Source organism: Phytohabitans sp. LZ39 (genome assembly GCF_059359075.1).
The window spans coordinates 1-20,997 of sequence record NZ_JCADBM010000024.1; the positions used below are offsets into that span (position 1 = coordinate 1).

Genomic DNA, 20,997 nt, shown 5'->3' on the forward strand with positions numbered 1-20,997 from the left:
AAGACCCGAAGTCAGTCCGTCGTAGGGTCAGACCCCCGACGGGAGGTGCTCACAAACATCATCTCTGTCCGTCGTGGTCCAGACCGCCGCTCCCGCGGCCTCACCCATCCGCTGTTGGTCGCGCCCACCCCGCCGGCTGCGCCGGCCCGGCCCGCGCCCCCATCCGGGCGGACGGGGGCAAATATGCCTGAAGATCTTTGGCTAGCGCTCCAGCGTCCAGCCGGACGGGGTGCCGTCGGTCAGTGAGCCGTCGTTGAAGCGTCGCGTCGCCGGCGCGGGCCAGGCGCGGTCCGGGAAGGCCTCGTGGTCGAGCAGGCGGTGGCGGATGGTGGTGATGGCGTCGCTGACCCACTCGACCAGGGCGGCCAGCGCGGCCGCCCCGCCCGCCACCGCGGCGCAGGCCGTCGCCACGCTCGTCGTGGCCAGGACGAGGCCGGCGGGGGTGCCGACGCCGGTGGCGGTGGCGATCGCGGCGCCGACGAGCTGGATCACGGCGGAGCAGAGGGCGGCCGCGATCGCCGCCCACAGGCCGCAGATGCCGATCGCCAGGCGGGCCAGGGCGGTGTCCACCTCGGTGCCGATGGCCTGGAGCGCGCTGAGCGCGCCGCGCTGGCGGGCGGCGGCGTCGAGGTAGGCGTCGGCGGCGCGGCCCTCCCACTCGTAGCCGGCGGCGAGGTGGTCGGGGTCGACCTTGCCGACCTTTTCGCTGAGCGGGCCGCCGAAGTCGTGCACCCAGCGGCGGCCGGTCTCCCACACGCGGACCGGGTTGCCATACGGCGCGAGCAGGTCGCCGACCAGGTCGAGCAGCCGGCGGACGATCGCCACGAACTCGTCGAGCAGCCGGACCACCTGCCCGGCGAGAAACGAGGGCAGCCCGCGCGCGACGCGCAGCGCGCCCTCGATGATGCGGTCGGCGGTGTCGCCGACCCGGTCGAGCAGGCGGAGCACGCGCGCGATCAGGGCATCGAAGCCGGCGGCGTCGATCGGCAGGGGCAGGGGCAGCGGGGCCGTCACGGCTACCACACCCCGCGCAGGCGGTGGACCGCGTCGCGCTCGTCGCGCTCGTAGCCGTCGGCGGCCTCGGCCAGCGCGTCGGCCACCTCGGCGAAGCGCAGCGAGCCCTGCACGGCCAGCATGTGGGCGTGGTGCCGGAGCGTGGCATACGCCTCCGGGAGGCCGACCACCGCGCTCAGCGCGCACATGTCGCTGACCGAGAGGCCCAGCTCGTCGACCACAGTGGAGGCTCGGGCCAGCGTGCCGGCCCACTCGCGCCAGTCGTCGGCGTCGGAACGGAGAGCCGCTATCGCGACCCGGATCTCCTCATCGGTAGGCGGCACGCGACGACGCTACAAACCAACCCCGAACCCGGCAACCCCATCGACGCCGATCAAGGAATGGTCAGTGTGTCGTGAACTCCGCGATCCGCGCCAGCATGCCGTTGAGGAAGCGGGGCGAGTCGTCCGTGGACATCTGCCGGGCCAGCTCGACCGCCTCCGTGATGGCCACCGCGTCGTCGATCTCGTCGACGTAGAGCAGCTCGTAGACGGCGATGCGGGCCAGGTTGCGGTCGACCACCGGCATGCGGTCGAGGGTCCAGCCCTCGGCGTAGCTGGCGATCAGCTCGTCGATCCGGTCGAGGTGGGCGTTTACCCCCTCGATCAGGCCGATCGCGTAACCGAGGTGCTCGGGGCGCGGCTGCTCGAGCCGCTTGATGTACGCCTGGAGCACCTCGTCGACCGGCAGGTCGCGCAGGTCGGCCTCGAAGAGCACGTCGAGCGCCCGCTTACGCGCCTTGCGGCGCGCGGGCATCTGCGACTTGGGCGCCTCAGCCATGCCCGTGCGCCCCACAAGCGGAAAGGGACATCACGCGCGGCCGAGGTAACGGCCGTCGCGCGTGTCGACCTTGATCTTTTCGCCGGTGGTGATGAAGAGCGGCACCTGCACCGTCGCGCCGGTCTCCACCGTCGCCGGCTTGTTGCCGCCCGTGGAGCGGTCGCCCTGAAGGCCCGGCTCCGTGTAGGTCACCTCGAGCACCACGCTGGTCGGCAGCTCGATGTACAGCGGGACACCCTCGTGCGTCGCCACCGTCGCCTCGGCCTCGGGGAGCAGGTAGTTGGCCGCTTCGCCCACCGTGCCGCCGGCGACGTGGATCTGGTCGTAGGTGTCCAGATCCATGAAGACGTAGTCTTCGCCATCCGCGTAGAGGTATTGCATCGTGCGCTTGTCGACGGTCGCGGTGTCGACCTTGGTGCCCGCGTTGAACGTCTTGTCGACCACCTTGCCGGAGAGCACGTTCTTCAGCGTGGTGCGCACGAACGCGCCGCCCTTGCCGGGCTTGACGTGCTGGAACTCCACGACGGACCACAGCTCGCCGTCGAGGTTGAGCACCAGTCCGTTCTTCAGGTCGTTCGTGGTGGCCATGTCCTGCCTTGATCTTCATCCGAATGATTGACCCACCAAGTCTACTGGTACGCCCGGCGCGCGGCAGAGCACGCCCTGGGGCTGGAGACGTAACGAAGACGTCAACCGATGTCTGTTTCCAGGACACCAATCGCTGACACCCTGCACCCGTGTTGACCAACTGCCGCGCACTGGGACTGGGGGGCTCGGTTCTCCTCGCGGCGGGCGGCCTGGCCGCCGGCGCGCTGCCGGCGCAGGACCCGTTCGGGCTGGCGATCCTGCGACGCCACCCGGGGTGGGGAGTCGTCGTCGCGTACGCCGGACTGGTCCTGCTCATCGCGGCCTGGTGGCGCCTCGGGCACGTGGTGCGCGCCGCCGACGACAAGCCGAGCCCGCGGCAGCTCATGATCACGCTCGCCATCTGGTCGGCCCCGCTGCTCCTCGCTCCCCCGCTCTTCAGCCGCGACGTGTACAGCTACCTCGCGCAGGGCGCGATGGTCGGCTCCGGCCTCGACGTCTACGAGCACGGGCCGGCCTACTACGGTGGGCCGGTGGCCGCGGAGGTGCCGGCGATCTGGCAGCACACCCCTACGCCGTACGGGCCGTTCTTCCTGCTGGTCGCCACCGGCGTGACCGCGGCCGCGGGGGCGCACCTGGCCGCCGGGGTGCTCGGCATGCGGCTCGTCGCGGTGCTCGGCGTGGTGCTGCTGACCGCCGCCCTGCCCGGACTCGCGCGCAGCTGCGGCGTCGACCCGGCCGCCGCCCTGTGGCTCGGCGCGCTCAACCCGCTGGTCCTCGCCCACCTCGTCGCCGGCGCGCACAACGACGCGATCATGGTGGGCCTGCTGGTCGCCGGCCTGGCCGCCTCGGTCGCCCGCCACCCGGCCGCGGGCGCCGCGCTCGTCGCGCTCGCCGCGCTGGTCAAGGCGCCGGCGGCGGTCGCGCTCCTCTTCGTGGCGTCCATCTGGGCGGAACAGTCCACCGGGCGCTGGCGCCGCGCCCGCACCATGCTCTACGCGGCCGCCGTCGCCGCGGCCACCACCGTCGTGGTCACGGCCGTCGCCGGCACCGGGTACGGGTGGGTGCGCGCCCTCGACACCCCCGTCTCCACCGGCAACTGGTCACCGATGAGCGTGCTCGGCCGCCTCACGGGCGCGATCCTGGGCACCGCGCACGCTGTTCCGATGTGGCGGTGGATCGGCCTCGCGGCGGCCATGGCCGTCGGGGTGGTGCTGTGGCTGCGCCGCACGCACATCGGCCCGGTGTACGCGGTCGGCCTCGGCCTCAGCGCGATCGTCCTCTTCGGACCGGCGCTGCGCCCGTGGTACCTGCTGTGGGGCCTGGTCCCCCTCGCCGCCGCGGCGACCGACGGGCGGGTGCGGCGCGTGGCGGCCGTGTCCTGCGCGGCGCTCGCGGTGGTGGTGCTGCCGAGCGGCTTCGCCTTCGGCGCCGAGCAGGTGGCGCAGGCGGTCTTCGGGTGCGTGCTCGCCGCCGGCCTCGCCGCCGCGCTCCTCACGCCCAGCCAGGCGCCGGTGGTCGCACGGTGAAGGACCTGGACCGCCGGTGGTACATCATCGCCGGGCTGGCCGTCGCCACGGCCGTCTTCCTCGCGTACGTGCCGGCCCACCGCGGCTTCTTCGACGTCGGTGTCTACCACGGTGCCGTGCACTACTGGCTGCGCGACGGCGGCCAGCTGTACGACTTCCTGCGCCCGCCGACGAACTACGGCTTCACCTACCCGCCGTTCGCCGCGCTGGTGCTCAGCCCGCTCGCGCTGCTGCCGTGGCACCCCGCGATCGCGCTCAGCCTCGTGATCAACACGGCCGCCGGCGCCGCGCTGCTCGGCCTGCTGATCGACCCGATCGCGAAGCGGCAGGGCTGGCACCGCGGCCTCACATTCGGGCTGGCGGCGTGCGCGGTGGCGGTGTTCGAGCCGGTGCGCGACACGTTCAGCTTCGGGCAGGTCAACCTCGTGCTGCTCCTGCTCGTCGTGGCCGACACCCGGCTGCTGCGGCAGACCCGGTGGTCCGGCGTGGGCATCGGGCTGGCCACCGCGATCAAGCTGACGCCGGGCATCTTCATCGTGTACCTGCTGGTCACCGGCCAGCGCCGGGCCGCCGCGGTGGCGGGCGGCACGGCCGGCGCGGCGACGCTGGTGGGGCTGGCGATCGCGCCGGACGCCTCGCGCACGTTCTGGACCGAGGCGCTGTGGGACACCAACCGGATCGGCAACCTCGCCTACGTGTCCAACCAGTCGCTCCAGGGCGTCGTCGCCCGCCTCGACCCGACCGAGCCGAGCAAGCTGGGGTGGCTGCTGCTGGTAGTCGCCGCGCTGGCCGTGTGGGTCTACCGGATCCGCCGCGTCGACCCGCTCACCGGCGCCGCGCTCACCGGCGTGGTCGGCTGCCTGGTCAGCCCGATCACCTGGGTGCACCACCTCGTGTGGGTGCTGCCCGCGCTGGTGCTGCTCGCCGACTCGCGCCACCGCCGCTACGCGGCCGCCGCCTACGTGGTGCTGTGCAGCAGCTTCGTGTGGCTGTGGTGGGACGGGCGGGCACCGGGCGAGTTCGTCGGCGCCAACGCCTACGTGTGGATCTGCGTCGCGCTATTGGTCGGCCTGCCGGCGCGCCAGATGGTGGAGGGCGAGCCGGTAGCCGTCGACGCCGAGGCCGCAGATGACTCCGGTCGCTACGGCGGACACGACCGAGTGGTGACGAAACTCCTCGCGCGCGTGGATATTCGAGATGTGGACCTCGACCAGCGGCGCGCGGAGGAGCGCGCAGGCGTCGCGCACCGCGTACGAGTAATGTGACCACCCCGCGGGGTTGAGCACCACGGCCGCCTGCTCGTCGGCGGCCGCGTGGATCCAGCCCAGCATCTCGTGCTCGGCGTCGGTCTGCCGCACCTCGACGTCGAGGCCGAGCTCCTTGCCGGTCGCCTCGCAGAGCTCGACAAGCCCCGCGTACGACGTCAGCCCGTAGACGTCGACCTGGCGGGTGCCGAGCCGGCCGAGGTTGGGTCCATTGAGGACGTACACCTTCATGCCTCGACCTCCTCGTAGGCGGCGCGCAACAGCTCGTCACTCGGGCCGTCCAGGATGGACGGTTTGGCGAGCCCGTCGAGCACCACGAAGCGCAGCCGCGAGCCGCGCGCCTTCTTGTCGACCCGCATCGTGGCGAGAAGATCCGGCCAGGCCTTCCTGGCGTATGCGGTGGGCAACCCGAGCGCGTCGAGCACGTCGCGGTGCCGCTTCGCCGTCGCCTCGTCGAGCCGCCCGGCGAGCCGCCCGAGCGCCGCCGCGTAGACCAGGCCGACGGAGACCGCGTGGCCGTGGCGCCACGTGTATCCCTCGACCTTTTCGATCGCGTGGGCGAGCGTGTGCCCGTAGTTGAGCACCTCGCGCACCCCACCCTCGCGCAGGTCGGCGCCGACGACGTCGGCCTTGACCCGCACCGCCCGCTCGACGAGCTCGCGCAGGCTGCCCTCGTCGGCGCCCTTGGCCTCGATGAGGTCGAGGATCGCGGGGTCGGCGATGAACCCGCACTTGACCACCTCGGCCAGCCCGGCCACGAGGTCGACGGGCGGCAGCGTGTCGAGCAGCGCCAGGTCGCAGAGCACGCCGGCCGGCGGGTGGAACGCGCCGACAAGGTTCTTACCCGCGGCCGTGTTGACGCCGGTCTTGCCGCCCACGGCCGCGTCGACCATGCCGAGCAGGCTCGTCGACACCGGCACCCACCGCACACCGCGCAGCCAGCACGCCGCGACGAAGCCGGCCAGGTCGGTCACCGCACCACCGCCGACCCCGACCACCGCGTCGGTACGCGTGAAGCCCGCCGCCCCCAACTGGTCCCAGCAGTGCGCGGCCACGTCGATGCTCTTGCCCGCCTCCGCGTCCGGCACGTCGACGGCGAGCGGCTCGACGCCCACGTCCGCGAGGGCGGCGGCGATCGCGTCGGCGTGCGGCTTGAGCGGTGGCGCGTAGAGGACCGCGGCACGCGCGGCCCCGTCGATCAGGCGCGGGAGGTGGCCGAGAAGGTCTCGCCCCACGAGCACGTCGTAGGGACGCTCACCCCCGACCGCAATGGTGGTCACATCGTCCATCGCCGAGCAGCCTAGCCCCGCACCCCACCCGCCCTGCCGCGCCCCTCGCCCGCATCCCACGCCGATTTGGCGTCCGTGGCGAAATGTTGCCCCCATAGGGGCGCGTTCTCGCCACGGACACTCGTGCCCGGTACGGCAGCGCGGTGACCGCGACAAGCAGCGGGCCACGCGGCCTCGGCGGCGAGGCGTCGGGTCCAGCGTGCCCGCCGGTGGGTCAGGCGGAGGTGTGGGCCGGGTGGCGGGTGGCCATCTCGGCGAGGTGCTTCGCGTAGTCGCCGACCGCGTCGCGGAGGTCGTCGGGGCGGAGGACGGTGAAGGGCCAGCCCAGGCCGGCCAGCATGTGGGCCATGCCGTCGAGGCGGTTGGCGCGGCAGCGCAGCAGCACCCCGTCGGCGGTCTCGGTCAGCTCGGCCACGCTCGGGGGGATGCGGCGGCGGGCCTGGTCGAGGTCGGTCTCGAGGAGGACCTCGACCTCCCAGGTGTACGGCACGCCGGCCAGCGAGCGGGTCACGTGGCCGACCGCGTCGAAGCCCTCCGGCACCGCGAAGGTCTCCGTGCCGGCCTCCACCGCGCTGATCCGGTCGAGCCGGAAGGTCCGCACCTCGCCGCGGCGGTGGTCGTGGCCGGTCAGGTACCAGCGGCCGGCGTGGAAGACCAGGCCGTACGGGTCGACCTGGCGCAGCGATACACCGCCCCGCCACGAGCGGTAGGTGAGGCTGACCCGGCGGCGGGAACGGGTGGCGGCGCCGAGCGCCAGCAGCGTGGCGGTGGCGGGGCGGGCGGTGCCCTCCTGGCGGGGGCGGAGCGTGAAGCCGAGCGACTCGCGCACCGCGCCCAGCCGCTCGGCCAGCGCGCGTGGGAGTACCCGCTCGATCTTCGCCAGCGCGACGCCGGTGGCCGGCGCCTCGGTGGTGAGGCCGAGCTGCTCGGCGGCGAGGAGGCCGAGCACGACGGCGGCCGCCTCGTCGTCGGTGAGCATGAGCGGGGGCAGCTTGTAGCCGGGGCTCAGCCGGTAGCCGCCGTACCGCCCGCGGTTGGCGGTGACCGGGATGCCCAGGTCGGCGAGGGTGCCCGCGTACCGCCGCACGGTGCGCTCGTCCACGCCCAGCCGCGCGCCGAGGTCGGCGCCGGTGAGGCGGTGGTGGGTCTGGAGAAGCTCCAGCATGCCCAGTACGCGTGAGGCAGGATGTGACACAGGTCACGCTCCTTAATCGGGCGGTATGCGTCCGGATTCGATCCTAACGTTGCTCGCATGACGACATTTGTGCTGGTACCCGGGTTTTGGATCGGTGGCTGGGCGTGGGACGGGGTGGCCGCCCCGCTGCGCGCCGCCGGACACCAGGTCCACTCGATCACTTTGACCGGTGTTGCGGAGAAGGCGCACCTCGCCACGCCCGAGACCAACCTCGACACCCACACGGACGACATCGTGCGGCTGATCGAAGACGAGGACCTGCGCGACGTGGTGCTGGTCGGCCACTCCGGTGGCGGCATGCCGGTCACCCAGGCGGCCGACCGCGTGCCGGAGCGGATCAAGCGCGTCGTGTACGTCGAGAGCGGCCCGCTACCCGAGGGCGTCTCGCAGTTCGACACCAACGAGCCGGCGGAGCAGGAGCGACTGCGCGCGGAGATCGGCGACGGCCACCTGCTGCCCGCCCGCGACTGGGACGCGGCCGCCGACCCGGTGCTGCTCGCCGGCCTCGACGAGGCGACGCTGGCGATGCTGCGCGAGCGTTCGACGCCGCACCCGCTGGGCGCGGCCACCCAGCCGGTCCGGCGCACCGGTGCCGGTGACGCGCTGCCGGTCGCGCTCGTCGCGTGCGTGTTTCCGCTCGATCAGGTGAAGGCGATGGTGGCCGAGGGCCACCCGTTCTTCGCGGCCTTCCAGGGCGGCGAGATCCGCGGCCTGCCGACCGGCCACTGGCCGATGCTGAGCGAGCCCAAGCGCCTGGCCGAGATCCTCGCCGAGCTGGGCTAGGCCGGCTTCAACAACCCGGCGATCTCCTCGACGATCTGCTCGGGCTCGCGGCCGTCGGTCGCGACGGTGAAGGTCGCGACCTCCTCGTACAGCGGGCGGCGCTGGTCCATCAGGTGCTTCAGCGTCGCCCGCGGGTTTATCGCCAGCAGCGGCCGGCCGGCGCCGAGCCCCACCCGGCTCACCGCGTCGGCCAGGCCGACCGACAGGAAGACCACCGCGTGCCCGGCCAACTCCGCGCGGGTGCGCTCGGAGAGGATCGCGCCGCCGCCGAGGGCGAGCACCCCGTCGAAGGCAGCCAGCGCCGCTTTCACCGCCGCCTCCTCCAGGGAACGGAAGTGCGGCTCGCCCTCGTCGATGAAGATCTCGGAGATGGGCTTGCCCGCGGCGGCCTCGATGTCGGCGTCGGTGTCCCGGAACGTGACGCCCAGCCGCGCGGCGAGCAGCTCGCCCACGGTCGTCTTGCCGGCGCCCATCACGCCCACGAGGACGCAGGCCGGGCGGGTCACCTGATGACCAGGTGTTCGAGGTAGCCGGCGAGGTTGCGGCGGATCTCCGCCACCGAGTCGCCGCCGAACTTCTCGGTCGCCGCCTCCGCCAGTACCAGCGCGACCATGGCCTCGGCCACGACGGCGGCCGCGGGGACCGCGCAGACGTCGGAACGCTGGTTGATCGCGGTGGCCGCCTCGCCGGTGCTCACGTCGACGGTGGAGAGCGCGCGGTTGAGCGAGGAGATGGGCTTCATCGCGGCCTTGACCCGCAGCGGCTCGCCGGTGGTGATGCCGCCCTCCAGGCCGCCGGCGCGGTCGGTCACCCGCCGCACGCCGCTCGCGGTGGGGATGATCTCGTCGTGGGCCACCGAGCCGCGCGAACGGGCCTGTAGCCACGCGTCGCCCATCTCCACGCCCTTGATGGCCTGGATCGACATGAGCGCGGTGGCGAGGCGGGCGTCGAGCTTGCGGTCCCACTGCACGTGGCTGCCGAGGCCCGGCGGCACACCGTAGGCGAGCACCTCGACGATGCCGCCGAGCGTGTCGGCGTCCTTCTTGGCGGCGTCGACCTCGGCGACCATGCGCGCGCTCGCCTCCGGATCGAGGCAGCGCAGCGGGTCGGCGTCGACCCGCTCGGCGTCTTCGGGCCGGGGAGCGAGGCCGGGCTTGGCGGCCACCGAGCCGAGCTCCACCACGTGCGAGACGATCTCGATGCCGAGCGCCTGCTTGACCAGCGCCTTGGCGACCGTGCCGACGGCCACCCGGGCGGCGGTCTCCCGCGCGCTGGCCCGCTCGAGGATCGGGCGGGCGTCGGTGTGCCCGTACTTCTGCATGCCGGCGAGATCCGCGTGGCCGGGCCGCGGGCGGGTCAGCGGCGCGTTGCGGGCCTGCGCGGCGAGCAACTCGGGATCGACCGGGTCGGCGGCCATGACCGTCTCCCACTTGGGCCACTCGGAGTTGCCCACGCGGATGGCCACCGGACTGCCGAGCGTGACGCCGTGGCGGATGCCGCCGATCACCTCGATGACGTCCTGCTCGAACGCCATCCGGGCGCCCCGCCCGTAGCCGAGCCGCCGCCGGGCCAGCTCCCGCCCGATTTCGGCACTCGTCACCTCTACCCCGGCGGGCACGCCCTCCAGGAGAGCGACGAGCGCGGGGCCATGCGACTCACCGGCAGTCAACCAACGCAACACGCTGGAAAGTCTGCCACGAGCCCCGCGGCGGGCTTGCCGCCAGGTCCCTGGTCAACCGCGGGCGGCGGCCAGGGCGGCGCGCATCGCCTCCCGTGGGGCAGGCGCGACGCCCGTGAACTGCTCCCACTGGCCGATCGCCTGGGCGAGCAGGAGGTCGAGGCCGGAGACCACGTGGCAGCCGGCCGCGCTGGCCGACGCCGCGAGCGGGGTGGGCCACGGGTCGTAGAGCGCGTCGAAGAGCACAGTGGACGGTCGCCACGCCACCTCGGCGGCCAGCGGGTCGGCCACGCCCTTCGGCACGGTCGAGATCACCACGTCGGCGGCCGCCACCCACGCCGCCGCGTCGGCCCAACCCGCTCCCTCGAAGGGCACGCCGACCGCCTCGGCGACCGGGCGCAGCTCGGCCACCGCCTCCGGGCGCCGCGCCACCACCGTCACCGCCGCGCCGCCCGCCTGGGCCGCCGCCGCGATCGCCGCGCGCGCCGTGCCGCCCGCACCCAGCACCGTGAACGTCGCGCCGGTGGGCACGCCGCCCAGCGCGTCGACCATCCCCGGGATATCGGTGTTGTCCGCGTGCCAGCCGCCCGCAGCCCGTACCAAAGTGTTGGCGGCACCCACCGCGGCCGCGACCGGGGAGACGTGGGTGGCCACCGACAAGGCCACTTCTTTCAAGGGCATCGTGAGCGACAGGCCGGCCCACTCCGGACCGAGGCCGGCCACGATGCCGGCGAGCTCGGACTCGGCGCACTCGATGGCGGTGTAGGACCACCCGGTCAGGCCGGCCGCGGCGTAGCCGGCGTTGTGGATGACCGGGGAGAGCGAGTGGGCGACCGGCTTACCCAGCACGGCCGCCCGGTGAATCGTGTCGGTCAAAGGACGCCGTTTTCGCGTGCGGTCTGCTGGTTTTTCTGATGCTGGCTGAAATCGTTGGTGAAAGCCGACTTGCCCGACTTGTCGATCGCCACGAAATAGAGCCAGTTGCCCTGCGGCGGCGCCATCGCGCCCTCGAGCGCCTGCTTTCCCGGGTTGTTGATCGGCGTGGGGATGATGCCCTTGAGCTTGCGGTTGTACGGGTTTTTCGGGTCGTCCAGCTCCGACACCGTCATGTCCTTGGACGGCTTGATGGGCAGGCCCTTCAGCTCGCGCCAGTAGTTGACGGTCACGTCCATCTCGAGGCAGCCGCACGGGAAGTCGCCGTAGAGCCGGTTGTAGGCGACCCGGGACACCTTGCCCAGATCCTCCTTGATGCCCGCCTCCGCCTGGGAGAGCGAGGCGACGATCAGGACGTCGTACGGCGCGAGGTTGAGCGCCTGCGCCTTCTCGTCGAACTTCAGCTCGCCGGTCACCGTCAGGAAGCGGTCGACCATCGTGCGCACGATTTCCTTCGCCGTCCACTTAGGATCGATCTCGTACGTGTCCGGGAAAAGGAAGCCCTCGATCGTCGGCGTCTTGACCTGCTTGCCGTCGCTCCGCTTGAACCACCAGTCGGGGATGCCCAGCTCGATCGGGTCCTTGGCCGCCGCTTCGAAGTCCTTCACCGGGATCTTCGTCTTCTCCGACAGGAGCTTGAACGTCGCCTTCGCCGACAGCCCCTCGCGGACCAGCACGCCGTTGACGACCTTGTTCTTCAGGTCGAGCAACGCGGTGAGCGCCGCGGCGCCGCTCATCTGGAGCCGCAGCTTGTACGTGCCCGGCTGGATGTTCTGGCTGCGCGAGTTTTCCTTCGCCGCCTCGGTGAACGCCTTGGCGCTCTTCACCACGTCGGCCGTCACCAGCGCGTTCGCGATGTCTGTCGCGGTGTCGCCCTGCTTGATCTGGATGTTTACCGTGCCCTGGCCGGCGCCCTCGTAGTCGGGGGTGGTGAAGAAGCCCTGCACGCGGTCGTAGCCGTACCACACGCCGGCGCCGAGGCCGCCGAGCAACAGCACCACCACCAGCAACGCGACGACGCTCTTACCAGCGCCGCCACGCTTCTTCTGGCCCCGCTTACGCCCCCGACGATGTCGCCACCGTTCGACGGGTTCGTCGTCGAACGCAAGCTCCAGCTCGTCGATCATCACGCTCGCCTCCGCTGCGCGTCTAGCCAGCCCTGTAGGATCTCCACCGCGGCCGCCTGGTCGACCACCGCACGTTGGCGCTTTCCCCGCACGCCACGTTCGGCCAGCCTACGGGTTGCCGCGACGGTGGACATCCTCTCGTCGGCCAGCCGCACCGGCACCGGTGCGATCGCCCTGCTCAGGCGCTCGGCATATGCCCTGGCCTGCACTGCCGCGGGTCCTTCTTTCCCGGCGAGTGTCACCGGCAACCCGACCACAACCTCTACGGTTTGATACGCATCTACGAGTCGCGCAAGTTCAAAGATATCGGAAGGAATAGCATCAACTTCCGCATTCAGGTCGCGACTCAGGGTGGCCAATGGGGTCGCGAGAATGCCATCGGGGTCGCTCAACGCGACACCCACACGCACCTGCCCCACATCGACACCGAGGCGGGTGCCGCGTACAAACTCGCCCATATGCTCCCTTTGCTCGCGCACGCCTGATCTACTCATCGTCGCGTATGAAGAGGGTGCTCGTGGGGCGGGGGCATGCGTATTTTTCGAGCTACCGCGATGTTCGTCGTGGTTGCTCTCCGTTGCTCCCGCGGCCTTACCCGTCCGCTGTGGGTTGCGGTTACTTCGGCGCCTCCGGCGGGGCCTCGGGCTCCGGCCGGGCCGTCCCCGGCTAGTGCGCTGTTGGTGGGGTGGTTGCGGTGGGAGCGCAGCGTCACCAGCCCCGGGGTAGAGCTTTGAGATCTAGGAGGTTTAGGGCTGAAGCCGAAAGCCCTACGACTCCGTCGCCAATGCCTGCTCCACCGACGCCAGCAGGCGAGGGGCCTCCGTCGCCGGCAGGCCGCCGCCCTGGGCGAGATCGGGACTGCCGCCGCCGCGGCCGGAGAGGGCGCCCTTCACCAGGTCGGAGGCGGACACACCGCGGCCGCGCGCGGCCTGGTTGACCGCGACCACAAGGGACGCCTTGCCGCCGGCGCGGGCGGCTACCGCGACCACCGCGGGGCGGGCCGGGTCGATTTTGCCGCGGATTTCCTGGGCCAGGGTGCGCACGTCGTTGCCGCCGGCGCCCTCCGGGGCCTCGGTGCCCACGTAGGCGATGCCGCCCACCTCGCGGGCCGACGACGCCAGCGACGCCGCGCCGCCGAGCACGAGCTGGGCGCGGAGCTTCTCCAGCTCCTTCTCCGCGTCGCGTAGCTGGGTCACGGTCTGCTCGACGCGCTCGGCGACCTGGTCGTTGGGGACGCGGTAGAGCTCGGCCAGGCGGGACACGAGCAGGTGCTCGCGCGCCAGGTAGCCGAACGCGTCGATGCCGACCAGCGCCTCGACCCGGCGTACGCCCGAGCCGATCGACGCCTCGGACAGGATCTTGACCAGGCCCAGCTGGCCGGAGCGGGACACGTGGGTGCCGCCGCACAGCTCGCGGGCGTAGTCGCCGACCTCGACGACGCGTACCTCGTCGCCATACTTTTCGCCGAACAGTGCCATCGCGCCCAGGCGCCGCGCCTCCTCCTGGGAGGTGATGAACGCGTGCACCTCCAGGTCGCCGAGCAGCACCTCGTTGACCTGTTGCTCGACGTCGTGCAGCACGCTGGGCGGCACCGCGCCGGGCGTGTTGAAGTCGAAGCGGAGCCGGCCCGGCGCGTTGAGCGAGCCCGCCTGGGTCGCCGACTCGCCGAGGAAGTTGCGCATCGTCTGGTGTACCAGGTGGGTCGCGGTGTGTGACCGGGAGATGGCCTTGCGGCGGGTGACGTCGATCTCCGCGTACCCGGTGTCGCCCGGACGGACCTCGCCGCGCACGACGCGGGCCTTGTGGACGATCAGGCCGGGCAGCGGCTGCTGGACGTCGAGCACCTCGACCTGGCCGCCCCCGACGGTGATCAGGCCCTGGTCGGCCTGCTGGCCGCCGCCTTCGGCGTAGAACGGGGTGGCGTCGAGCACCAGCTCGATCGTCTCGCCCTCGCCCGCCGCGGGCAGCGCCACGCCGCCCGAGCTGAGCACGGAGCGCACCCGCGACTCGCGCGTCACCTCGTGGTACCCGGTGAACTCGACCGGGCCGCCGGAGTCGAACGCCGCGCGGTACGACGAGAGGTCGGCGTGGCCGGTCTTGCGCGCCTGCGCGTCCGCCTTCGCCCGCGCCCGCTGGTCGGCCATCAGCCGGCGGAAGCCCTCCTGGTCGACCGAGAGGCCCTGCTCCGCCGCGATCTCGAGAGTGAGGTCGATCGGGAAGCCGTACGTGTCGTGGAGCTGGAAAGCCTTGTCTCCGGAGAGGGACGCCTGACCGGCGCCGCGCGCGTCCGAGATGGCCGTGTCCAGGATCGTCGTGCCCGCCCGCAACGTCGACAGGAACGCGTCCTCCTCCGCGTACGCGTACTGCGAGATGCGGTCGAAGTCGGTCGCCAGCTCGGGGTAGGACGGCGCCATGCAGTCGCGCGCCACCGGCAGCAGCAGCGGCAGCGCCGGCTCCTGCCACCCGAGCAGCCGCATCGCCCGGATCGCGCGGCGCATGATGCGACGCAGCACGTAGCCACGGCCCTCGTTGGAGGGGGTCACGCCGTCGCCGATCAGCATCAGCGCGGTGCGCACGTGGTCGGCGATCACGCGCAGCCGCACGTCGTCGGGGTGCGACTCGCCCGCCACGTGGCCGGACTTCGCGCCGTACTGCCGGCCGGTCAGCTCCGCCGCGAGCGAGAGGATCGGGCGTACCTCGTCGATCTCGTAGAGGTTGTCGACGCCCTGGAGGATCGACGCGATCCGCTCCAGGCCCATGCCGGTGTCGATGTTTTTGCTCGGCAGCTCGCGGACCACCCGGAAGTCTTCCTTGCTGCGTACGTCCGCGATCTCGTACTGCATGAAGACGAGGTTCCAGAACTCGAGGAACCGGTCTTCGTCGACGTCCGGGCCGCCCTCGGGGCCGTAGTCGGAACCGCGGTCGTAGTAGAGCTCCGAGCACGGGCCCGCCGGCCCGGGGATCCCCATCGACCAGTAGTTGTCCTTCTTGCCGCGGCGCACGATGCGGTCGAGCGGGAGGCCGACCGTCTTATGCCAGATCTCGATCGCCTCGTCGTCGTCGAGGTAGACGGTCGCCCAGATCTTGTCGCCGTCGAGGCCGAAGCCGCCCTCGGACACCGGCTTGGTCGACAGCTCCCACGCCAGCGGGATGGCCCCCGCCTTGAAGTAGTCGCCGAACGAGAAGTTGCCGTTCATCTGGAAGAACGTGCCGTGCCTGCTGGTTTTCCCGACCTCGTCGATGTCGGGCGTGCGGATGCACTTCTGCACGCTGGCCGCGCGGTCGTAGGGTGGGGTGCGCTGGCCGAGGAAGTACGGCACGAACTGCACCATGCCCGCGTTGATGAACAGCAGGTTGGGGTCTTCGATGGCGGGCAGCGGAGCGGAGGGCACGACCGTGTGCCCGTTGGCCGCGAAATGGGCCAGGAACCGCCGCTTGATCTCCGCCGTCTTCATCGATTGCCTTCCCGTGTCATGAACTCGTCGCCGGTGAGCTCGTCGTCCTCGAAGTGGACGCCCGCCTCGATCGCCTCGTGGATCTGCTGCTCGCGCTCGGCCATGCCTTCACGGACGTCGTCCACGAAGCTACGCACGGACTCCACGAGCCCGCCAGCGGATTCCGAGAGCGAGGCGGCGATGCCGCCCGGTGTGTACGACTGGGCTTTCTGCGAGACCTTGCGCACGACGAGCGCGCCGACCGCCAGTCCGATACCCAACCAGAGCAACCGCCTCATGGCCTTCATCCTTCCCGTTCCGCCAACCGCGCCCGCGCCCGGGGTCTGTGCCGGCTGGCTCGCTCCGCTCGCCTCGAACCCGGGGGGTCAACCGGTGGCCTGTCCTGCCTTGCGGGCCGCGCGGGCCGCCTTGCGCCGCTGCTTGAGGGTGGTGCGCACCTCGCGCTCCTCGTCCGCGTGGCGGCGGGCGGAGGCGGCGCGACGCACCCCGTATCCGAACGCGGCCACCTTGACGAGCGGGTTGGCCGCGGCGGCGGCCACGACCGTGGCGAGGTTGGCCACGTTGGCCGTGACGCTCTGCGCGTGGCCGGTGATGGTGTCCACCTTGGCCAGTTGGAGGTTTACACCGTCCAACGTGGTGTGCACCTGCCCCAGCGCCGTGTTGACTTCCTCGATCGTGGTGTTGACGTTGCCCAGCAGGGGCGCGGTGCGGTCGTTGATGTCGTTGATGGCGCGGGTCGCCGCGTCCACTGTGTGCCGCAGGCGCAGGATCGGCACCGCCAGCACCAGCACGAGCATCAGAAACGCACCGGCCGCCACCAGCGCCGCGATCTCTCCACCCGACACGCCGTCCTCCTCCGCCCGGAGTCACCCAATCCGCCAACGTGCAGACCCTACCGTCAGTGACGGGTGGCCGCCGGGTCAGGAGGGTGTCGGCGTCGGTTCGTCCAGGAGCGGATCGTCGGTGTACACCGGATCGGGGTCCTCACCGGTCAGCGACGGGTCGGTGCTCGGCCCGGACCGGACCCGGTCGTCGTCGATGGCGTTGCGCACCTTCACCGACACCACCGAGCCTTCACACGTCCCACCCGGCGCGGCCGGCGGCGGCGTGGCACCCTCGGTCTGCTGCTGGTTGGCGCACGAGGGCGGCCGCACCCACAGGTCGAGCGTGAGCTCGTCGCGCGTCCAGCACGTGTAGTGGCCGGCCACCGGCTGCTCGGGGCACAGCTTCGCGGCCTCCCACCGCCGCCAGCCCGCCTCGACGAGCGCCGCCTCGTACACCGACGTGGTCTGCTCGGGCCCCTGCCGCGACTGCGCGGTCCGCTCCCGGAAACGGCAGTCCACAAGGCACCACCGGCTGCCGCTGACCGCGTCCTGGGCGTTCTCCTGGGCCCAGCCCGGGACGTTGAGGGCGTTCAGCGAGTTGAGGACCGGGTCGCGGGTGGCGGTGCGGATGCCGAAGTACAGCGGCAGCGCCCCCAACACGATCAAGCTCGCGACCACAAGAGCGACAAGCCGCCACGTCCGCTGCTCCCGAGCCTCCGCCGGCCCGGCACCACCGTCGTGGTCCAGCTTCTCCTCTGGTACGGAATCAGGTCCGTCCCCGGCCTGGCTGAGCGGCGCCGCCGGCCGCGTCGCCCGCACACCCGGCTCGGGCGGGGGCGCCACCGAGGCGCGCGCGACAGCGACCGGCTCGGGGTCGCCCGCCACCGGACTTCCGGTCGGCGCGACGGGACTGCCAGGCGGCACGACCCGCCCACCGGGTGGCGCGGCACGACCGGCGCGCGCTCCCGCGCCAGGCACAGCCGGCCCCCCGCCCGGCAGCGGAACACCAGCCCGCCCCGGCACGGCGGCGGCTCCAGCCACGCCGGCGGCCCCCGCCGCCACTCCGGGCGGAACGACAGGTGCGGCCGCGGCGGCCCGCACCGGCTGCGCGGCTCCGCGCGCACCGTCGGTGGCTTGGCTCGACCCCGGTGGGCCCCCGGCGGTACCCCGCGCACGTGGCCCTCCGGACCCGCGCGGGCCCGGTCCGTCGAGCCCGCGCCCGTTGACGCCGGGTCCGCCACGCCCGTCAGGCCCTGGTCCCCCGCGGACGTCCTGCCCTGGCGCGCCGCGGACGTCCTGTCCTGGCCCGCCGCGCACATCCGGCCCTGGACCGCGCACGTCCGGGCCTGGACCGCGCACGTCCGGGCCTGGACCGCGCACGTCCGGGCCTGGTCCGCGCATGTCCGGGCCTGGTCCGCTGTGGGGGTCTAGGCCTGGTCCGCCGGGGCCGCCTCTTCCGTCTGGGCCTGGTACGCCGGGGCGGCCGCGTCCGTCCGGCCCGGGGCCTGTCGGGCCGCGTCCGCCGGGGCCGCGTCCCGGTCCACCGGGGCCGGGGACGCTCGCCATCCCGGCGCCGTCCGGTCCAGGGCGATCCGCTGCCGGCCCACGCGGGCCGGCCGGCCGGTTGGCGCCGCCGCCGGGCACCCGCGCCCCGCCCGCGACGCCGGGTCCGCTCGCGACGCCCGGTCCGCCAGGGACGCCGGGTCCGCCGGGAACGGCTGGGCTACCGGGCATTCCGGGCCCGCCGGGCACTCCCGCCGCGCCTGCCACCGCACGGCCGCCGGGCCTACCATCTGCTGGGCCGCCCGATCCGGCCGGAGCTTCACCACCCGATCGGGGCCCGCCCGGCCGTCCCGGTCCGCCCATCGGCGGGCCGTCGGGCATGCCCGGCCGGCCTTGCGGGGCGTCGGATCCGAGCGGTCCCCGGGGCCCTGGCGGGACATCCGGCCCGAAAGGCGGGCGCGACCCGGACTGCCCCTCCGGCCCGAAGCGGGCTCCGGGGCCGGCCTGGTCCATCGGCGGGCGTCCACCACCCGGACGGCCGCCGCCACGGCCGCGTGCGCCACCCGGCGGTGTCGCTCCCTGCCGGCCCGGGACCACGGGTGGCGCGACGGGCGCGGCGCGACCCGCCGGTGCGCCCGGCCCGCCGTCCGAAACGGGGGCGACGCCCGGCCCGCGAGCACCACGCGGGCCAGGTCCGAGATCTGGCCCCGCCTGGCCCATGGGCGCACGGGGCCGGCCTACCCCACGGCTGCCGCGCGGGCGGCCGCCAGGTCCGGCGAAGCCTTCCAGGTCGTCGTCATCCGCCGGCGCCCGCTGGCCACCCCGCCTGCGCCCACCGTCGGGGTCGGCGATGTCGCCGGTGTCGTGGCCACGTGTCCTGCGGCGGCCACCGTCGGGGCCCGCTACATCGCCGGTGTCGTAGCCGGCCGCGCCCCGACGCCCGGCGCCCGGGTCGGCGACGTCGCCCGTGTCGTAGCCCGCGGCACCGCGACGCGGGGCGGCCGGGTCGGCGATGTCGCCGGTGTCGTGGCCGCGCGTCCGGCGGTGACCGCTGTCGTGGCCGGCCACGTCGCCGGTGTCGTAGCCGGCGGGTCCGCCCTGGGCACGGCGGCGGCCGCCTTCCGGGCCGTCGACGAACGCTGGTGGCGGCGAGTCGGGCATCGGCGGGCGCGCGACCGGTGGGCCCGACTGCGCCGCGCGTGCCGGGCCGCGGGTGTCTGGCTCGGCCCAGCCGTTCGTGTCGGCTGGCTGGTCGGGCAGGCGCTGGCCGCCGGTGGCTTCCTGGTCGACCCAGCGCGAGCGGGCGCCTCCGCCCGCTCGGTCGCCGCGCGGGACCGTGCGCTGCCCGCCGCCGCGGGTACGGCCGCGCGGCGGCATGACCGGCTCGGTGGGGGCGTCCTGGACCGGGCCGGCCGGGGGCGCGGCCTGGTTGTCGGCGTGGCGGGACGCGCGGGTGCCCGGCAGCGGCACCTGGGGGCCGTCGATGCGGCCGCCGCCGTCGCGCGGTGGCTCGGTGATGCCGTCGCGGCGGCCGGGTGTGCCGCCACGCGGGAGGTCGGTGGTCTCGCGGGCGGACGGTGGAACGTCGGGCGCGTTGCCGGACTCAGGGACCAGAGTCTCCGCCGGCCGCCCGTGGTCGGAGGCAGCCGGCCGGGCCGCCGCCGCGGCGCCCATCGCCTGGAAGCCGCCGGTGTTGGGCTCACCGTGTGGCGACGGGCCGGAACCCTGCCGGACCGGGACCGGCTCGCCGTGCCGCGGCCCGTCCGCAAAGCGCCCCGGTGCCACCTCGTCGAAGCGACCCGGTGGCACCGGCTCGCCACGGCGGCCCGGCACGGCGGCGGTGCCGTGACGGGGTGGTGCCGCGTCACCGTAAAGCGGCGGGGAGCCGTCGCCGTGGCGTGCTGGGGGCGCTTCGCCAGGGTGGGCGCCACGAGGTGGGGGTGCTTCGCCCGGCCGGGTGGCTTCGTCGTAGCGGGGCGGGACGCTGTCGCCGTGGCGGCCGGGGCCATCGAAGCGGCCGCGCGCGCCGTCGGGGCGTCGCGTCTCGGGCTCGCCCGGGCGGGCGACGGGCGGGACGGCCGCGAAGCCGCCGGTGTCGCTCAGCCGCCCCGGACCGGGACCGCCGCCGTGACGACCGCCGCCCGCGATGTCGCCAGTGGCGCCATGACGACCGCCACCGGTGATGTCACCCGTGCCGCCGTGACGACCACCGCCCATGACGTCACCCGTGCCACCGTGACGACCACCGCCCATGACGTCACCCGTGCCACCGTGACGACCACCGCCCATGACGTCACCCGTGCCACCGTGACGACCACCGCCCATGACGTCACCCGTGCCACCGTGACGACCACCGCCCATGACGTCACCCGTGCCACCGTGACGACCACCGCCCATGACGTCACCCGTGCCACCGTGACGACCACCGCCCATGACGTCACCCGTGCCGCCATGACGGCCACCGCCTGTGACGTCACCGGTGCCGCCGTGACGGGCGCCGCCCATGACGTCACCGGTGCCGCCATGACGGCCGCCGCCGGTGATGTCGCCCGTGTCGCCGTGACGGCCAGGGCCGCCGCGGCTGCCGGAGCTGGTGATGTCGCCTGTGTCGCCACGCCGGCCGGCGGCGGCTACGTCACCCGTGTCGCCGTGGCGGCCTGGGCCGCCGGCGCCGTCGGGGCCGGGCGCGGGCAGGACCTGATGGAAGCCGCCGGAGTCGCCGTGTCGGGGTGGGCCGGCGGTGCGGGCGCCGGTGGCGGGTTCGTCGAAGCGGCCGCGGGCGCCGCCCTCGCCCCGGCGGCCTACCGGCTCGTCGTAGCGGGCCGGATCGCCGTGACGGGCGGGCGGGGGCGGATCACCGTATCCGCCGGGCGGCATCGGGTCGGCGTGACGGGAGCGGGGCGGCTCACCGCCGGGCATCGGGCCGGCCACGACCGGAGGGCCGGCCGGCGGCGGAACCTCGCGGCCACCCGGACCGCTCCCCCGCCGCACGGTGGAC

The 20,997-nt window shown here is 73.5% G+C and carries 19 protein-coding genes and 1 pseudogene; 3 read left to right on the top strand and 17 right to left on the bottom strand.

Annotated features, from left to right (window positions below):
- Window positions 1–201 precede the first annotated feature (201 nt).
- The 4 genes from AC5L36_RS35385 to efp all read right to left on the bottom strand — a co-directional run bounded on the left by AC5L36_RS35385 (window position 202) and on the right by efp (window position 2,421).
- Complete coding sequence (locus tag AC5L36_RS35385) at window positions 202–1,014, bottom strand: hypothetical protein (protein ID WP_441223149.1); 813 nt, start codon at window positions 1,012–1,014, stop codon at window positions 202–204.
- Between the two features lie 2 nt (window positions 1,015–1,016).
- Window positions 1,017–1,337 (bottom strand): hypothetical protein, encoded by a 321-nt coding sequence (locus AC5L36_RS35390; RefSeq protein WP_441223150.1) that lies wholly within the window; start codon window positions 1,335–1,337, stop codon window positions 1,017–1,019.
- Window positions 1,338–1,398: 61 nt separating this feature from the next.
- Complete coding sequence (gene nusB, locus AC5L36_RS35395) at window positions 1,399–1,809, bottom strand: transcription antitermination factor NusB (protein WP_441223304.1); 411 nt, start codon at window positions 1,807–1,809, stop codon at window positions 1,399–1,401.
- A 54-nt stretch (window positions 1,810–1,863) separates the two neighbouring features.
- Window positions 1,864–2,421, bottom strand: a complete 558-nt coding sequence (gene efp / locus AC5L36_RS35400) for an elongation factor P (RefSeq protein ID WP_377250163.1) — start codon at window positions 2,419–2,421, stop codon at window positions 1,864–1,866.
- 149 nt (window positions 2,422–2,570) lie between these two features.
- On the opposite strand from efp, the gene mptB reads away from it, so the two are divergent.
- Together mptB and AC5L36_RS35410 are read left to right on the top strand one after the other, a co-directional pair.
- The gene (mptB, locus tag AC5L36_RS35405; RefSeq protein WP_441223151.1) at window positions 2,571–3,947 is read left to right on the top strand and encodes a polyprenol phosphomannose-dependent alpha 1,6 mannosyltransferase MptB; all 1,377 of its coding nucleotides are present in this window, start codon (window positions 2,571–2,573) and stop codon (window positions 3,945–3,947) included.
- A pseudogene (locus AC5L36_RS35410) lies at window positions 3,944–5,080 on the top strand (glycosyltransferase 87 family protein); the annotation flags it as partial. The gene mptB and the pseudogene AC5L36_RS35410, both read left to right, overlap by 4 nt.
- On the opposite strand, the gene aroQ reads toward AC5L36_RS35410, so the two are convergent.
- The 3 genes from aroQ to AC5L36_RS35425 all read right to left on the bottom strand — a co-directional run bounded on the left by aroQ (window position 5,006) and on the right by AC5L36_RS35425 (window position 7,696).
- The gene (aroQ, locus tag AC5L36_RS35415) at window positions 5,006–5,443 is read right to left on the bottom strand and encodes a type II 3-dehydroquinate dehydratase (RefSeq protein WP_441223152.1); all 438 of its coding nucleotides are present in this window, start codon (window positions 5,441–5,443) and stop codon (window positions 5,006–5,008) included. The pseudogene AC5L36_RS35410 and the gene aroQ overlap by 75 nt on opposite strands.
- A complete protein-coding gene (gene aroB / locus AC5L36_RS35420) occupies window positions 5,440–6,501 on the bottom strand; it encodes a 3-dehydroquinate synthase (RefSeq protein WP_441223153.1) in 1,062 nt (353 codons plus the stop codon). Before aroB ends, aroQ begins: the two co-directional genes overlap by 4 nt.
- A gap of 214 nt (window positions 6,502–6,715) precedes the next feature.
- Window positions 6,716–7,696, bottom strand: coding sequence for a helix-turn-helix transcriptional regulator (locus tag AC5L36_RS35425; RefSeq protein WP_441223154.1), 981 nt, complete (start codon window positions 7,694–7,696; stop codon window positions 6,716–6,718).
- A gap of 57 nt (window positions 7,697–7,753) precedes the next feature.
- Between AC5L36_RS35425 and AC5L36_RS35430 the strand changes: the two genes are divergently transcribed.
- Window positions 7,754–8,479, top strand: a complete 726-nt coding sequence (locus AC5L36_RS35430; protein ID WP_441223155.1) for an alpha/beta fold hydrolase — start codon at window positions 7,754–7,756, stop codon at window positions 8,477–8,479.
- On the opposite strand, the gene AC5L36_RS35435 is transcribed toward AC5L36_RS35430, so the two are convergent.
- From AC5L36_RS35435 to AC5L36_RS35480, 10 genes are all read right to left on the bottom strand, one after another.
- Window positions 8,476–8,952 carry a shikimate kinase gene (locus tag AC5L36_RS35435; protein WP_441223305.1) on the bottom strand — a complete coding sequence of 159 codons (477 nt, stop codon included), beginning with the start codon at window positions 8,950–8,952 and terminating at the stop codon, window positions 8,476–8,478. The genes AC5L36_RS35430 and AC5L36_RS35435 overlap by 4 nt on opposite strands.
- 29 nt (window positions 8,953–8,981) lie before the next feature.
- The gene (aroC, locus tag AC5L36_RS35440) at window positions 8,982–10,160 is read right to left on the bottom strand and encodes a chorismate synthase (RefSeq protein WP_441223156.1); all 1,179 of its coding nucleotides are present in this window, start codon (window positions 10,158–10,160) and stop codon (window positions 8,982–8,984) included.
- Between the two features lie 51 nt (window positions 10,161–10,211).
- Window positions 10,212–11,033 (bottom strand): shikimate dehydrogenase, encoded by an 822-nt coding sequence (locus tag AC5L36_RS35445; protein ID WP_441223157.1) that lies wholly within the window; start codon window positions 11,031–11,033, stop codon window positions 10,212–10,214.
- Window positions 11,030–12,217: an endolytic transglycosylase MltG gene (mltG, locus tag AC5L36_RS35450; protein ID WP_441223306.1), complete on the bottom strand. Its 1,188-nt coding sequence runs from the start codon at window positions 12,215–12,217 to the stop codon at window positions 11,030–11,032. Before mltG ends, AC5L36_RS35445 begins: the two co-directional genes overlap by 4 nt.
- Window positions 12,217–12,675: a Holliday junction resolvase RuvX gene (ruvX, locus tag AC5L36_RS35455; protein ID WP_441223307.1), complete on the bottom strand. Its 459-nt coding sequence runs from the start codon at window positions 12,673–12,675 to the stop codon at window positions 12,217–12,219. Before ruvX ends, mltG begins: the two co-directional genes overlap by 1 nt.
- Window positions 12,676–12,984: 309 nt before the next feature.
- On the bottom strand, window positions 12,985–15,672 hold the full coding sequence (gene alaS / locus AC5L36_RS35460; protein WP_441223158.1) for an alanine--tRNA ligase: 2,688 nt from the start codon (window positions 15,670–15,672) through the stop codon (window positions 12,985–12,987).
- Complete coding sequence (locus AC5L36_RS35465; RefSeq protein WP_441223159.1) at window positions 15,669–15,950, bottom strand: hypothetical protein; 282 nt, start codon at window positions 15,948–15,950, stop codon at window positions 15,669–15,671. Before AC5L36_RS35465 ends, alaS begins: the two co-directional genes overlap by 4 nt.
- An 87-nt stretch (window positions 15,951–16,037) precedes the next feature.
- Window positions 16,038–16,517 (bottom strand): DUF948 domain-containing protein, encoded by a 480-nt coding sequence (locus tag AC5L36_RS35470; protein ID WP_441223160.1) that lies wholly within the window; start codon window positions 16,515–16,517, stop codon window positions 16,038–16,040.
- 75 nt (window positions 16,518–16,592) lie between these two features.
- Window positions 16,593–17,243, bottom strand: coding sequence for a hypothetical protein (locus AC5L36_RS35475; RefSeq protein WP_441223308.1), 651 nt, complete (start codon window positions 17,241–17,243; stop codon window positions 16,593–16,595).
- A 2,855-nt stretch (window positions 17,244–20,098) separates the two neighbouring features.
- Window positions 20,099–20,452, bottom strand: a complete 354-nt coding sequence (locus AC5L36_RS35480; RefSeq protein ID WP_494909504.1) for a hypothetical protein — start codon at window positions 20,450–20,452, stop codon at window positions 20,099–20,101.
- Between the last annotated feature and the right edge of the window lie 545 nt (window positions 20,453–20,997).